The organism is Novosphingobium sp. BL-S-19, from assembly GCF_055521675.1.
In genome coordinates this window covers 878,172-891,312 of sequence record NZ_CM145498.1, presented here as the reverse complement: position 1 = coordinate 891,312, position 13,141 = coordinate 878,172, and the positions used below count along the sequence as shown (strand labels likewise).

Here is a 13,141-nt window from a genome sequence, read left to right as displayed (position 1 = left end):
CATCGGACAATTCGTTCGGTGGGAAACCCCAGTCTTCCTCTCAACCGGCGCCCGGAACTTTTTCGCTGTTCCGATCCGCCCTTAACTCTGCACCGGAGCTTAGCGGATTGCATAGCAGTTACAATGACTCGAAAGTGTGATTGCGCGACATTCCATCCTCTGTGTCGGGAATGTCACAAATCGCGTGATCGTCGTTGCGCTTGCCGCAAAGCATGGTTTCGGGTAAGGGCGCCCCAATTTTGCGGTGCAGCATGTACCGCTCGCCAACTCCTCGAACCGATAGGCAAAGCATGTCCGCCCCGCTTCCCTTGCGCAATATCGCAATTATTGCGCACGTCGACCATGGCAAGACCACCCTCGTCGACCAGCTTTTCCGCCAGTCCGGCACCTTCCGTGACAACCAGCGCATCGAAGAACGCGCGATGGACTCGAACGACCTCGAAAAGGAACGCGGGATCACCATCCTTGCGAAGCCGACTTCGATCGAGTGGAACGGCCACCGCATCAACATCGTCGACACGCCGGGTCACGCCGACTTCGGCGCCGAAGTGGAACGCATCCTCTCGATGGTCGACGGCGTCGTCCTGCTGGTCGACAGCTCTGAAGGCGCGATGCCGCAGACCAAGTTCGTCACCGGCAAGGCGCTGGGCCTCGGCCTGAAGCCGATCGTCGTCGTCAACAAGATCGACCGTCCCGACGGCCGCCACGCCGAAGTGCTGGACGAAGTGTTCGACCTGTTCGTCAGCCTCGACGCCAACGACGAACAGCTGGACTTCCCCGTGCTCTACGCTTCGGGCCGTAACGGCTACGCCAGCTACGATCCGGACCTGCGCGAAGGCACGCTGACGCCGCTGTTCGAAAAGATCGTCGAGCACGTTCCCGCGCCGAACCTCGACGTCGACGCGCCGTTCTCGTTCCTCGCCACCCTGCTTGACCGCGACAACTTCATGGGCCGCGTCCTCACCGGCCGCGTCCAGTCGGGCACGCTGAAGGTGAACGACCCGATCCGCGCCATCGACGCCGAAGGCAAGGTCATCGAAGTCGGCCGCGCCTCCAAGGTGCTGTCGTTCCGCGGCCTGGACCGCGTTCCGGTGGAAGAAGCCCGCGCCGGTGACATCATCGCGCTGGCCGGCCTGGAAAAGGCCACCGTGTCGAACACCATCGCTTCGCCCGAAGTGACCGTGCCGATCAAGGCCCAGCCGATCGATCCGCCGACCCTGGCGATGCGCTTTGCCGTGAACGACTCGCCGCTGGCGGGCCGTGAAGGCGACAAGGTGACCAGCCGCATGATCCGCGACCGCCTGATGCGCGAAGCGGAAACCAACGTTGCCATCCGCGTCACCGAATCGGCTGACCGTGACAGCTTCGAAGTGGCCGGTCGCGGCGAACTTCAGCTGGGCGTCGTGATCGAAACGATGCGCCGCGAAGGCTTCGAGCTGGGCATCAGCCGCCCGCGCGTGCTGTTCGGCAAGGACGAAAACGGTGGCCGCACCGAACCGTACGAAACCGTCGTGATCGACGTGGACGACGAATTCTCGGGCACCGTCGTCGAGAAGATGCAGCGCCGCAAGGCAGAGCTTACCGACATGCGTCCTTCGGGCGCCGGCAAGACCCGCATCACCTTCTCGGCCCCTTCGCGCGGCCTGATCGGCTACCACGGCGAGTTCCTTTCGGACACCCGCGGCACCGGCATCATGAACCGCCTGTTCGAGAAGTACGACAGCCACAAGGGTCCGATCGAAGGCCGCCTGAACGGCGTGCTGATCTCGAACGGCACCGGCGAAGCCGTCGGCTACGCGCTGAACAGCCTTGAAGATCGCGGCATCCTGTTCGTGAAGCCGCAGGAAAAGATCTACGAGGGCATGATCATCGGCGAAAACGCCAAGCCCGACGATCTTGAAGTGAACCCGATGAAGTCGAAGCAGCTGACGAACTTCCGTTCGACCGGCAAGGACGACGCCATCCGCCTCACGCCGCCGAAGGTGATGACGCTGGAACAGGCGATCGCCTATATCGACGACGACGAAATGGTCGAAGTGACGCCGCAGTCGATCCGTCTGCGCAAGGCGATCCTCGATCCGAACGAGCGCAAGAAGGCCAGCCGCAAGAAGGACGTGGCCTGATTGAAGACCCCGCCGCAGCGATGCGGCGGGGTTTTTCGTTTGGGGGAGTGTCTTTCGTTCGCCTCCTGCGACGGAGGCTCTCCGGTTACAGCCCTCCCCTCCCTCGTCATTGCGAGCGTAGCGAAGCAATCCAGAGCGGCGTGGTGCTGCCCTGGATTGCTTCGCTACGCTCGCAATGACGAAAGGGGTGTTAGCGCCTCACGGCGTCGCAACGGCAAAGCACCGCGCCAAACGGGCACCCGCAACCGGCCTAAAGCCGCGTGCCGCCCTTCACCCAGCCCTGCGCCACTTCGCGCAGCATGTCGCTGTCGCGCGGCAGGTGCGAGGTATCGTCCAGATCGCGCGTGGCGATCAGCACCGGCGGCGCGATCATGTCGAAGAACGAGATCCCGCAATATTGGCCGCGGATCCACACGACTTCGCCGAACGCCTCGAACTTGCCCCATTCCAGCACCACTTCGCCGCCCAGCTTCAGTTCGGCAGTGGTGGAGACCTTGGCCCCGGTCAGCGACAGATCGGCAAGGATGGCCTGCGCCGTCTGCGTGCGGGTGATGATCCGTGCCGGAAGGCGCACGCGCAGGCGGCTGCGGCCGCGTCTGCCGGCATTTGCGCTGTCCGAACCCGAAGGACTGTTCATTTCTATTCCTTGCGACCATGCTGCCTACCGTGCTTGCGCGGGGCGCGGCGCACTCGCCTGGGCAACGCGGACTTCTGCCCTGCGGTTCGCCCGAAAACGGTCGGCAATTCATTATAAAGGATGATGTGCCCGGCCGGTTGCACGCACCCGGGAAAAAATGTGCGGTGAGAGGCGCTTCCATCCCGCCGGGGAACCGCTAGACCTTGTGCTTTCGGGTGCAAGCAAGGCCGTGAAGATGATCGAATATTGGCCGCTGGCCGGCATCCTGGTGGTGATCGCGGGCTTCGCGTTGCGGTTCAATCCGCTGCTGGTGGTGGCCGCCGCCGCGCTGGCGACCGGGTTGCTGGGGCACATGGGCTTGGTCCAGATCATCTCGCTGCTGGGCAAGGGCTTCAACGATAACCGCTTTATTACCGTCGTTTACATCGTCCTTCCGGTGATCGGCCTGCTCGAACGCTTCGGCCTGCAGCAGCGGGCGCGCACGATGATCGAGGAAATGCGCGGGGCGACCGTGGGGCGCCTGCTCACCGCCTATCTCGCGTTCCGGCAGATCATGGCCGCGCTGGGCCTCACGTCCATCGCCGGACACCCGCAAACCGTGCGCCCGCTGGTCGCGCCGATGGCCGAAGCCGCCGCGCGCAAGCAGAACCCTAACGTCACAGAAGATGACGTTGAAGCCACCAAGGCCATGGCTGCCGCCACGGACAATGTCGGCGTGTTCTTCGGGGAAGACGTGTTCATCGCCATCGGTTCGATCCTGCTGATCCAGGGCGTGCTGAAGGGCGAAGGGATCGACATCGCGCCGATCCACCTTTCGCTCTGGGCGATCCCGACCGCGATCTGCGCCTTCCTGATCCACGCCTTCCGGCTATGGCGGTTCGACCGCCGGTTGCGCGCCAAAGGAGCACCCACGGCATGATCGGCATCGGCACCATCTATGCCCTCGCCGGCATCCTGTTCGCCGCCTTCGCCGTGGCAACCGCGCGGGACCGGGCCAATCCCAAGCGCTGGGGCAGCGCCCTGTTCTGGGGGCTGATCGCCGTCAGCTTCCTGGCCGGCGACCGACTGGGGGACTTCGGCAACGGGCTGCTCGTCCTCGCCTTGGTCACGATTGCCGGCACCCGCCTGCTGGGCCAGGGCAAGCCGCGCACCACCGACACTGCCGAGCGGGAGGCGTTCGCCCGCAAGCTCGGCTCCCGCCTGTTCCTGCCCGCGCTGGTGATCCCGGTCACCGCGTTCTGCGGCACGCTGCTGTTCAGCTATGCCGGGCTGGAGCGGCTTGGCCTTGTCGATCCGCGCTGGATCACGCTGGTGCTGCTGGCGCTGGGGGTGATCATCGCGCTGGCCGCGACAATGCTCTGGCTGAAGCCGCCGCTTGCCGCCCCGGTGGAGGAAGGCCGCAGGCTGATGGATGCGATCGGCTGGGTCGTGCTGCTGCCGCAAATGCTCGCCGCGTTGGGCGTGGTCTTCGGTGCGGCCGGCGTCGGCACCGCGGTGGGCGCCATCGCGCAGGGCCTGCTGCCGGAGGGCAACGTGTTCATGGCGGTGGTCGTCTTCGCGCTGGGCATGGCGCTGTTCACCGTGGTGATGGGCAATGCCTTCGCCGCCTTCCCGGTGATGGCCGGCGCAGTGGGCGTGCCGATCCTGATCCGCCTGCACGGCGGCGACCCTGCCGTGGTCGGCGCAGTCGGCATGCTCTCCGGCTTCTGCGGCACGCTGCTCACGCCGATGGCCGCCAATTTCAACATGCTCCCCGCCGCCCTGCTCGAACTGAAGGATGAGCACGCGGTGATCCGCCGTCAGGTCGGCACGGCCCTGCCGCTGCTCGCCTGCAACATCCTGATCCTCTACATCGCCGGATTCCTGCTGTGACCCCATCTGCCGAGACCGCTACCCAGTTCATCCGCATCGCGCTTGGCCATGTCGGCCGTGAATACCCGCACAAGCTGGACCATGTGATGTCGTCCGACGCGGACGTGCTGCCCCCGCGCGTGCTGCACCCCGCCTTCCACGGCAGCTTCGACTGGCATTCCTGCGTCCACGGCTGGTGGACCGCGCTGACCCTCACGCGCCTTCACCCCGCCCTTCCCGAAGCGGCCGAGGCCGTGGCGCGCGCCAACGAAACCTTCACCGAGGAAAAGCTGGCCGCCGAACTGGCCTATCTGGACCGGCCGCTGTCGGGCGGGTTCGAACGCCCCTATGGCTGGGGCTGGCTGCTCTACCTCCACCTCGAAGCCAGCCGCCATGCGGACCAGCCCTGGGCCGCGCGTCTGGAGCCGCTGGCCCGCGCCTTCGCGGCGCGGCTCGCGCATTACCTGTCGATCCTGACGTACCCGATCCGCACCGGCACCCATTTCAACAGCGCCTTTGCCCTCGCGCTCTCGCTGGAATGGGCCGAGACTTTCGATACTGCGCTGGCAGACCAGATTCGCGGCAAGGCCGTAAACTGGTTCGCCGGCGATGCCGACTGTCAGGCCTGGGAGCCGGGCGGGGACGAATTCCTCTCCTCCGCGCTCAGCGAGGCGCTGCTGATGCGCCGCGCGCTGGATGGCGCCGCGTTCACGGACTGGTTCAGCCGCTTCCTGCCGCATCTGACGCAGCGCCGCCCAGCCTCACTGTTCACGCCCGCACATGTCAGTGACCGCAGCGACGGCAAGATCGCGCATCTGGACGGGCTGAACCTCAGCCGTGCCTGGGCCTGGCGTGAAATCGCCTCGGCCACGCCGGAACTGTCGCAGATCGCGGGGGAGGCTGCCGAAGCCCACCTCGCCGCCGCGCTCGACCATGTCGAGGGCGACTATATGGGCGAACACTGGCTGGCCAGCTTCGCCCTGCTGGCGATGCTGGCGCAGTAAGCGGAAAGACCGCGCCCGTTAGCGCATGGCTAACGGGTGGTGGCCATATATTGAATTGAAATGTGGCGGAAAATCGTTCCGCCGTGCCGAAATCGGCCGGTCAGCTCAGCCAGGCGGTGACGTCGGAACAGCCGATCACCGCAGCAATGGTGACGCCCCAGAAGAACACGCTACCCATGACGATCGACATGTCGAGCTTGCCGCCTTCCTTGCCGTTTTCGGCGACGGAAGCGACGCTTTCGCTATAGGGAATCATCTGGCATCCTCGTTCGTCTTTTGTTGTCGCCGCAACGGGATATGCCCGGCGAACCCGTGAGGCAAGCCTTAGTAACTAATTATTAATCATTCCATTTTGGATGCGATCGAATGTGCGCCGGGCAAGCCGGGCCGAACGTAATGGGCGCTGCCTGGAGAATGAGCCGGGATACGGGGAGCACTCGCGGGCCCGCTTGGGGCGACGGGCAAGGAATGGTGCCGGCTACAGGATTCGAACCCGTGGCCCCCTGATTACAAATCAGGTGCTCTACCAACTGAGCTAAGCCGGCACTCGCCGTGGCAAGTCCGGCGCCCTTACAGCGTGGCAGGGGCGCCGGTCCAGCATTTTAATCAGAACACCGCGTGCGGTGCGTCTTCCTTCATCATCGCTTGGCGAACCAGCGGGATCGGCGGGCCGCCGTAGCTGAGGAATTCATCGTGGAATGCCTTCCAGCCGGCGCGGCCGCCGCGTGTGGCGGTCCAGTCGTCGCGCAGCTTGCGGATCATCAGCTTACCCAGCGTGTAGTTGAGGTAGGCCGGATCGTAGGTGCCGCGCGCGGCCTGTTGTTCGGCGGTGCCTTCGTCCTGATAGCACTCGGTCATGAACATCTGCTTCGACTGCTGCTGCGTCATGCCGCGCGCGTGCAGGCCGATGGCCGAGAGATAGCGGCAATTGCGCAGCAGCGCGTTGGACAGCTGGCCGACGTGGACGCCCGCGTCTCCGTTGCCGACGCCCGCATCCCACATCATTTCCTCGGCATAGTGGGCCCAGCCCTCGGCAAAGGCGTAGCCGACGAAGAGGCGGCCCACCCATGAGGGCGATCGGTTCGAATGCAGGAACTGCAGGAAGTGGCCCGGCATCACCTCGTGCACGGACGTGAACAGCAGGTCGTTCTTCCCGGGAATATAGTCCTGCTGCATCTGCTGCGACCACGCCGGATCGGGCGGCGAGATATAGTAGACCGAGGCGATGCCCTTATCGAGCGGGCCGGCCGGATCGATATAGGCCGAATTCTGGCGGTTGTAGGGCGGGCTTTCCTCCACCTTCGCCTGTTCGGTGCCGGGGATCGTCACGATGTCATGCTGGCGCACGAAGGCGGTAAGATCGGGGATCTCCTTGCGCGCCTCTACCACCGGGCCGCCATCGGGCTTGTCGCTGCGCATCTTGTCGAAGCAGCCCTGGATATCCTTGCCCGGCGCATATTCGGCGCAGGCGGCCTTCAGCAGATCCTGATTGCGCTTCAGGTCGGCGCGGCCGACGGCTTCGAGTTCGTCGAGCGGAGCGTCGACTGCCTCGGTCGCCGCCACCATGCGTGAGAAGCGCTCCGCCCCCATCGCGAAGTCCTGCGTCGGCGTCGCCTTGGATAGCCAATCGGCAAGGCCCTGCATGGACGTGGCGGCTGCTTCGGAACTCGCCTTGAATTCGGCCTGCAGCTTGGCGTCCTTCACATCGGCGAAGGCGGCGCGGGCATCGCCGCGGTAGTATTCGGCAAAGCCCGAGAACCCGGCGACGCCCAGCTTGATGAAGCTGGCGGGCATCGCGGTCTTCAAGTTACCGCGGATCTGGGTGGCGGCGGTCGGCACGGCCTTGAAGAACGCGATCATCGCCTTCATCCGCGTCGGCTTGTCGGCATAATCGCGGCTGACGTAGACGTTGGGGTCCAGGCCGTTCTCGATGTAGTAGCCGGGATTGTTGTGCGGCTTGTCGGCATCGACCAACCAGAACAGCTGGCCCTTCGCGACTTGCACCAGATAGTCACGCTCGAACCGGTCGGCGGCGGAAAGGTCGGTGAACTTGCCCGCGTCCGCGATCACCCCGCGCAGGAAATCGGCACGGGCCTTGAGGCCGGCGGCGCTCCAATCGGGCAGGCGGCCATCGAACTGGTGCGCGCCCTGATAGATTGCGAAGGACGGATCCTGCGCCATCCACGCGTCCAGCGTCTTGCCGACATAGGCCTTCCACGGCGTGGCGGGCGTGCCCATCGCGGCGCTTACTGGAGTCGGATTGGCGGGCGCCTTCGTCGGCGCGGCGCCCGCGCCAACGGCGAGAGCGAGGCAGGCCATGCCTGCCAGCAGCGTGTGTTTCATATGGTCTTGCGATCCCTGTCCCTTGAAGGCGCTGCCCGGCCGGGCGCGCCGCGATGGGCAAGGTTGTGCGTCAGACCGCGCCGAAGGTCCAGCCCTCGGTACGGGCCAGTTCGGGGGTCATTTCAGCGGGTTTCCACAAGTCTGCGCGCGGCGCGGCAGTGCGCAACCAGGCGGCAGTGAGCAAGGCATCGGCGCTGTGATCGTCGATGGGCCCTTCTCCTGCCACCGGTGGCGATCCCAGGACGGAGAGCGCCGCATTGAGCGCCGCGTAATCGGTCATCTTCGCGCGCCCGGCCGAGCGTCCGGCGGCCACGGCGGCGAGCGTGGTGTAGATCTCTGTCACCACCGATCCGCTTTCGGGCAGCGGGTCGATCGGCCAGACCGAGACGGCCCCGCCCAGCCGGTGCAGCAGGCGCATGCCGGTGAGGCTGGACTTGCCGACTTGCGCCGCGCCGACGAGGTTGAAGTTGGAGTAAGGCTTGCACCCGGCGCGCGCCTGCGCCTCCTCCGTCACGCGCATCCGGCCGCGCCGGTGCAGGGCTTCCGGCAGATGAAACCGCGTCCCCTCGCGGCCGCCGTGGCGGCGAAAGTAGGCGCTGAGCTGCGGGTGATCGACGAAGCTCGCGGCGGAAAGGTGCTGGTCCCCGGCGCAAATGCCGTCGATCAATGCCCAGAGCGCGCGGGCATCGGCCGGGCTCTGCGCCCAGCCGGGAAAGAATGCCCCGGCATCGGCGAAAGGCAGCGAGATGCCGAGATCGAGCCCGACCAGCGTGTCCTGCGGCAAGCCGTCGCGCAGCAGGCGGAGCACATCCTCACGCGACCAGTGCGCATGGCCTTCGGGGCGCAGCAGTTCCGGCGCGCCTTCAAGGCCGCAGAGCGCGACGGCGATCCCCTTCTGGCGCGGGCCGAGCGCGCCGGACCAGTCGATCGCCATGAAGTGCCGGAAACGCGGGATCACTTCTTCGGTCGTGCGGGCTTGCGCGCTGCCGCCTGATCGCGGGCCAGCGCAATCATCGCCGCCACGCGCTCAGGATCGGCGGGGGCGAAGCGCACCAGCACGGCGGGCCAGCCCTGATAGTGCGGCGTCTGCCAATAGGTTTCCGGCTCGGTCGCCATCAGTATCTCGGCGGTATCAAGGTCGACCTGAAGCACGAACGAAGTATCCGGCTCATGCCCCAGGGCCAGAAACGAGCGGCCGTTCGCCGCCACTTTCACCGCCGGTTTGCCATAACTGGTGGCGAGCACCGTGCCCTCCAGCGTCAGCGCATGGGCGACGACCGCGTCCCAGTCGGCAAAGGCGCTCACTCTTCCCGCCGTTCCGCGCGCTTTCGGTCCCACCACTCGATGCGCTTGCGCAAGTCGCGCTCGAACCCGCGTTCGACCGGCTCGTAGAAAGTCTGCGGCGGCATGCCTTCGGGCCAGTAGTTGTCGCCGGAAAAACCGTCCGGCGCATCGTGATCGTAGGCATAGTCCTTGCCGTAGCCGATGTCCTTCATCAGCTTGGTCGGCGCGTTCAGGATGTTGGCGGGGGGCGGCAGCGAACCGGTTTCCTTCGCGCTCTGCCACGCGGCCTTCTGCGCCATGTAGGCGGCGTTCGATTTGGGCGCGGTGGCGAGGTAGAGGCAGGCCTGCACGATCGCGCCCTCCCCTTCCGGGCTGCCCAGGAACTCATAGGTCTGCTTGGCGGCAATGCACTGGAGCAGCGCCTGCGGATCGGCGAGGCCGATGTCCTCACTCGCCATGCGCGTCAGGCGGCGGAGCAGGTAGAGCGGCTCCTCCCCCGCCGTCAGCATGCGCGCGAGGTAATAGAGCGCGGCCTGCGGGTCCGACCCGCGCACCGATTTGTGCAGGGCGGAGATCAGGTTGTAATGGCCGTCGCGATCCTTGTCGTAGACCGCGACGCGGCGCTGGAGGAAGGCCCCCAGCCCCGCCGGATCGAGCGGCTCCGGGATTTTCGCGGCATAGAGCGTCTCTGCCTGATTGAGCAGGAAGCGCCCATCGCCATCGGCCGAAGCGACCAGCGCGGCGCGGGCATCGGCGTTCAGCGGCAGCGGGCCTTCCAGCGCCTCCGCCTTGTCCAGCAAGGTCTCCAGCGCGTCCGGGCCCAGCCGGTGAAGGATCAGCACTTGCGCACGGCTGAGCAGCGCCGCGTTGAGCGCGAAACTGGGGTTCTCCGTCGTCGCACCCACCAAGGTTACGGTGCCGCGTTCGACGAAGGGCAAGAAACCATCCTGCTGCGCGCGGTTGAAGCGGTGGATCTCGTCCACGAACAGCAAGGTGCGCTGACCGGCGCGCGCCGCAAGGTCCGCCTCGGCAAAAGCCTTCTTGAGATCGGCCACACCCGAGAATACGGCGGAGATCGCCGCGAAACGCATGCCCACAGCATCGGCGAGCAATCGCGCGGTACTGGTCTTGCCGGTGCCCGGCGGGCCCCAGAGGATCATCGAGGACAAGCGCCCCGCCGCCACCATGCGCCCGATCGCGCCTTCGGGGCCGGTCAGGTGCTCCTGCCCCACCACATCGGCCAGGGTGCGCGGGCGCAGCCGGTCGGCCAGCGGGGCATCCTCACCCGGCAGATCGGGGGCGTTGGAGAGCGGAAGATCGTCGGCAAAAAGGTCGGCCATGGGCGCTATCTAGCGACTATGGCGCACAATTGCATCGGTTCCGCGCCGGGAGTAGCCTTGGGCCCGCAAGAAATCGGAGTGGGAGCAAGGGCATGATCGGAACCACGCTGGGCCGGGTGGCCCGGCATCTGTGGCTGGTAGGCATTGTCGCGCTGCTGTGGAACGCCTTTGGCTGCGTGGACTTTTCGATGACCGTCACGCGCAATCCCGTATGGATGGCGCCGCTTTCGCCGCAAGTGATCGACTGGCTGGACGAGGCGCCGGGCTGGGCCGTGGTCGCCTGGGCCATGGGCGTCTGGGGCGGATTGCTGGGTGCGCTGTTGCTGCTTCTGCGATCCCGCTGGGCAGTTGCCGCTTTCGCGCTGTCACTGCTGGGGCTGGCGATCAACCAGACTTATCAGGTTCTGGTACCGATGCCGAATGGCGGGGTGAACACCGCCACTATCGCGCTGACCGCGACGATCTGGATCGTGGCGCTGTTCCTGCTCTTCTACGCGATCCGGATGCGCAAGCGCCGCGTCCTACGCTGAGGGGAACCGGCGATGGACTGGAATCTGGTCATCCACGCACTGGATGAACTGCGGGATGGGCCGCGGCCACTGCTCGAATTCGCGAACATCGCATCCCGCCACGATCGCGCCGCCTGCCTGCAGACCGCGCAGTATCTCACCGACCGGGAGCTGGTTGCCCTGTCGGCGGTCCAGTATCCTTTCACCTCCGTGGCCAGAGAGGAATGGCCGGAACGGCTGCGCGCCGCCTTTGCGGGCCAAGGCGGCGATCCCGTGCTCGCCGCGAACACCGCCATCGACCTGACCGAACAGGGCAGGCAGGTGCTTCAACTCTTCGGCATCGGCTATCCTTAGCGAAAAGCCGCATCCTGTCTGCGTACTTGCCCTTCGCGCACGCTCGCCATATGGATCATATATGATTCGTATATTCGAGATAGCGTAATGGGCATCGTCAATATCGAGGACGAGCTGCACGAGCAGCTGCGCAAGGCCAGCAAGGCCTCCTATCGATCGATCAATGCCCAGGCGGCGTTCTGGATCCGGATCGGCATGCTCTGCGAATTGAGCCCGGGGCTGACCTTTCAGGAGATCGTGATCCGCGAATTGCGCGATGCGGGCGTAAATCCGGGGGTGGATCCCGGCGGGGTCGAACCGGCAGCTTTGGACATGCCCGCAAAATGATCAAGACGCCCGAAGAAATCGAACTGATGGCCGAATCCGGCCGTCTTCTCGCCTCCGTGTTCACCCATCTCGACACGCTGCCGCTGGCCGGCCGGTCAACGATGGAGATCAACGATCTGGTGGAAGACCTGATCGTCCGCCAGTTGCACGCGCGCCCGGCCAGCAAGGGGCAGTACGGCTATGGCTTCGTGCTGAACTGTTCGCCCAATCAGGTGGTGTGCCACGGCGTCCCTTCTGTCGACGCGATCCTGCGCGATGGCGACATCGTCAATTTCGACATCACGCTGGAAAAGAACGGGTTCATCGCCGATTCCAGCAAGACCTACATGATCGGCGAAGTGGCGCCGGCCGCGCGGCGGCTGGTGCAGACGACTTATGAGGCGATGTGGAAGGGCATCCGCACCGTGCGCCCCGGCGCGCGGCTGGGCGACATTGGCCATGCCATCGAAAGCCATGCCAAGCGCGCCGGCTATTCGATCGTGCGCGACTACTGCGGCCACGGCATCGGCCGCGAAATGCACGAGGCGCCCGAAGTGCTGCACTTCGGCAAACCGGGCACCGGCCTTGTGCTGAAAGAAGGCATGGTCTTCACCATCGAACCGATGGTGAACCAGGGCCGCCGCATGGTGGAGACGGAGGATGACGGCTGGACCGTCGTGACCGTGGACGGCAAGCTATCCGCCCAGTTCGAACATACCGTGGCGGTTACCGCCAATGGCGTGCGCGTGCTCACCCTGCGGCCGGACGAAATGCCGGCCCGCCGCTGAGCCCGCACAGGAATGTGCACTTTCATTCATACAACTTTGTACAAACCTGAACCGAATCTGCCAGTCCCGCTTCGATCCGGTTCAGCCACGCTCCTGTAGAACCGGTTTCAACGATGGCGGAAATGCTCCGGATAACCGGGTGCTTCCGCCGCTACAGGAGCACTAACCATGACCATCATGCGCAAGATCGGCCTTACCGGCGCGCTCGCTGCGACGGCGCTTGCCGCCGCGAGCCCGGCCATGGCCCAGGACTATCGCGGCTATCACCGTGGCGGCGACAATACCGCGGCCGTTGCCATCGGCGCCGGCGTCGTCGGCCTGGCACTCGGCGCGATCATCGCGTCGAACAACAACGACCGCTATCGCGACAGTTATCCCGGTTACTACACCAGCGGCTGGGAATATCGCGACGGCTGGTACTGGGACCGTGACGGCGGCCGCCACAGCCGCGACGAATATGCCCGTTACCACCGCGACAATCGCGGCGACTACCGTAACGATTATCGGGGCGGCAGCTACGGTGCAGACCGGGTCGACTACCGTCGCGGTTACGACCGCAACCGGGATGACTTCCGCCGCGGTTACTGACGCCATCAAGAGCC

At 65.5% G+C, this 13,141-nt stretch carries 15 protein-coding genes and 1 tRNA gene; 9 read left to right on the top strand and 7 right to left on the bottom strand.

Going from position 1 to position 13,141, the window contains the following annotated elements:
- Positions 1 to 290: 290 nt before the first annotated feature.
- Positions 291 to 2,123, top strand: a complete 1,833-nt coding sequence (gene typA / locus ACZ1JV_RS12615; RefSeq protein ID WP_465151816.1) for a translational GTPase TypA — start codon at positions 291 to 293, stop codon at positions 2,121 to 2,123.
- A gap of 250 nt (positions 2,124 to 2,373) precedes the next feature.
- Here the strand turns inward: typA and ACZ1JV_RS12610 are convergent, their stop codons facing one another.
- On the bottom strand, positions 2,374 to 2,760 hold the full coding sequence (locus tag ACZ1JV_RS12610) for a PilZ domain-containing protein (protein ID WP_465136024.1): 387 nt from the start codon (positions 2,758 to 2,760) through the stop codon (positions 2,374 to 2,376).
- A gap of 235 nt (positions 2,761 to 2,995) precedes the next feature.
- On the opposite strand from ACZ1JV_RS12610, the gene ACZ1JV_RS12605 reads away from it, so the two are divergent.
- From ACZ1JV_RS12605 to ACZ1JV_RS12595, 3 genes are read left to right on the top strand one after another with little or no spacing between them, the layout of a single operon-like run.
- On the top strand, positions 2,996 to 3,679 hold the full coding sequence (locus ACZ1JV_RS12605; protein ID WP_465152560.1) for a DUF969 domain-containing protein: 684 nt from the start codon (positions 2,996 to 2,998) through the stop codon (positions 3,677 to 3,679).
- Positions 3,676 to 4,632 (top strand): DUF979 domain-containing protein, encoded by a 957-nt coding sequence (locus tag ACZ1JV_RS12600; RefSeq protein WP_465151815.1) that lies wholly within the window; start codon positions 3,676 to 3,678, stop codon positions 4,630 to 4,632. Before ACZ1JV_RS12605 ends, ACZ1JV_RS12600 begins: the two co-directional genes overlap by 4 nt.
- Positions 4,620 to 5,615 (top strand): DUF2891 domain-containing protein, encoded by a 996-nt coding sequence (locus ACZ1JV_RS12595; RefSeq protein ID WP_465152559.1) that lies wholly within the window; start codon positions 4,620 to 4,622, stop codon positions 5,613 to 5,615. The genes ACZ1JV_RS12600 and ACZ1JV_RS12595 overlap by 13 nt, the downstream gene beginning before the upstream one ends.
- Positions 5,616 to 5,715: 100 nt before the next feature.
- On the opposite strand, the gene ACZ1JV_RS12590 is transcribed toward ACZ1JV_RS12595, so the two are convergent.
- The 6 genes from ACZ1JV_RS12590 to ACZ1JV_RS12565 all read right to left on the bottom strand — a co-directional run bounded on the left by ACZ1JV_RS12590 (position 5,716) and on the right by ACZ1JV_RS12565 (position 10,582).
- Positions 5,716 to 5,871 (bottom strand): hypothetical protein, encoded by a 156-nt coding sequence (locus ACZ1JV_RS12590; RefSeq protein ID WP_465151814.1) that lies wholly within the window; start codon positions 5,869 to 5,871, stop codon positions 5,716 to 5,718.
- A gap of 213 nt (positions 5,872 to 6,084) precedes the next feature.
- Positions 6,085 to 6,160 (bottom strand) — tRNA-Thr (locus tag ACZ1JV_RS12585).
- 61 nt (positions 6,161 to 6,221) lie between these two features.
- Positions 6,222 to 7,958, bottom strand: a complete 1,737-nt coding sequence (locus tag ACZ1JV_RS12580) for a DUF885 domain-containing protein (RefSeq protein ID WP_465151813.1) — start codon at positions 7,956 to 7,958, stop codon at positions 6,222 to 6,224.
- Positions 7,959 to 8,028: 70 nt separating this feature from the next.
- Positions 8,029 to 8,892, bottom strand: coding sequence for a hypothetical protein (locus ACZ1JV_RS12575; RefSeq protein WP_465152558.1), 864 nt, complete (start codon positions 8,890 to 8,892; stop codon positions 8,029 to 8,031).
- A gap of 20 nt (positions 8,893 to 8,912) precedes the next feature.
- Positions 8,913 to 9,263, bottom strand: coding sequence for an MmcQ/YjbR family DNA-binding protein (locus ACZ1JV_RS12570; RefSeq protein ID WP_465151812.1), 351 nt, complete (start codon positions 9,261 to 9,263; stop codon positions 8,913 to 8,915).
- Positions 9,260 to 10,582 carry a replication-associated recombination protein A gene (locus tag ACZ1JV_RS12565; RefSeq protein WP_465151811.1) on the bottom strand — a complete coding sequence of 441 codons (1,323 nt, stop codon included), beginning with the start codon at positions 10,580 to 10,582 and terminating at the stop codon, positions 9,260 to 9,262. The genes ACZ1JV_RS12570 and ACZ1JV_RS12565 overlap by 4 nt, the downstream gene beginning before the upstream one ends.
- A gap of 92 nt (positions 10,583 to 10,674) precedes the next feature.
- Between ACZ1JV_RS12565 and ACZ1JV_RS12560 the strand changes: the two genes are divergently transcribed.
- From ACZ1JV_RS12560 to ACZ1JV_RS12540, 5 genes are all read left to right on the top strand, one after another.
- The gene (locus tag ACZ1JV_RS12560) at positions 10,675 to 11,112 is read left to right on the top strand and encodes a hypothetical protein (protein ID WP_465151810.1); all 438 of its coding nucleotides are present in this window, start codon (positions 10,675 to 10,677) and stop codon (positions 11,110 to 11,112) included.
- Positions 11,113 to 11,124: 12 nt separating this feature from the next.
- Positions 11,125 to 11,445 carry a hypothetical protein gene (locus tag ACZ1JV_RS12555; protein ID WP_465151809.1) on the top strand — a complete coding sequence of 107 codons (321 nt, stop codon included), beginning with the start codon at positions 11,125 to 11,127 and terminating at the stop codon, positions 11,443 to 11,445.
- Between the two features lie 87 nt (positions 11,446 to 11,532).
- Positions 11,533 to 11,772, top strand: a complete 240-nt coding sequence (locus tag ACZ1JV_RS12550; RefSeq protein WP_465136050.1) for a ParD-like family protein — start codon at positions 11,533 to 11,535, stop codon at positions 11,770 to 11,772.
- Positions 11,769 to 12,539 (top strand): type I methionyl aminopeptidase, encoded by a 771-nt coding sequence (gene map / locus ACZ1JV_RS12545; protein ID WP_465151808.1) that lies wholly within the window; start codon positions 11,769 to 11,771, stop codon positions 12,537 to 12,539. Before ACZ1JV_RS12550 ends, map begins: the two co-directional genes overlap by 4 nt.
- 168 nt (positions 12,540 to 12,707) lie before the next feature.
- Complete coding sequence (locus tag ACZ1JV_RS12540) at positions 12,708 to 13,127, top strand: hypothetical protein (RefSeq protein WP_465151807.1); 420 nt, start codon at positions 12,708 to 12,710, stop codon at positions 13,125 to 13,127.
- Positions 13,128 to 13,141 lie beyond the last annotated feature (14 nt).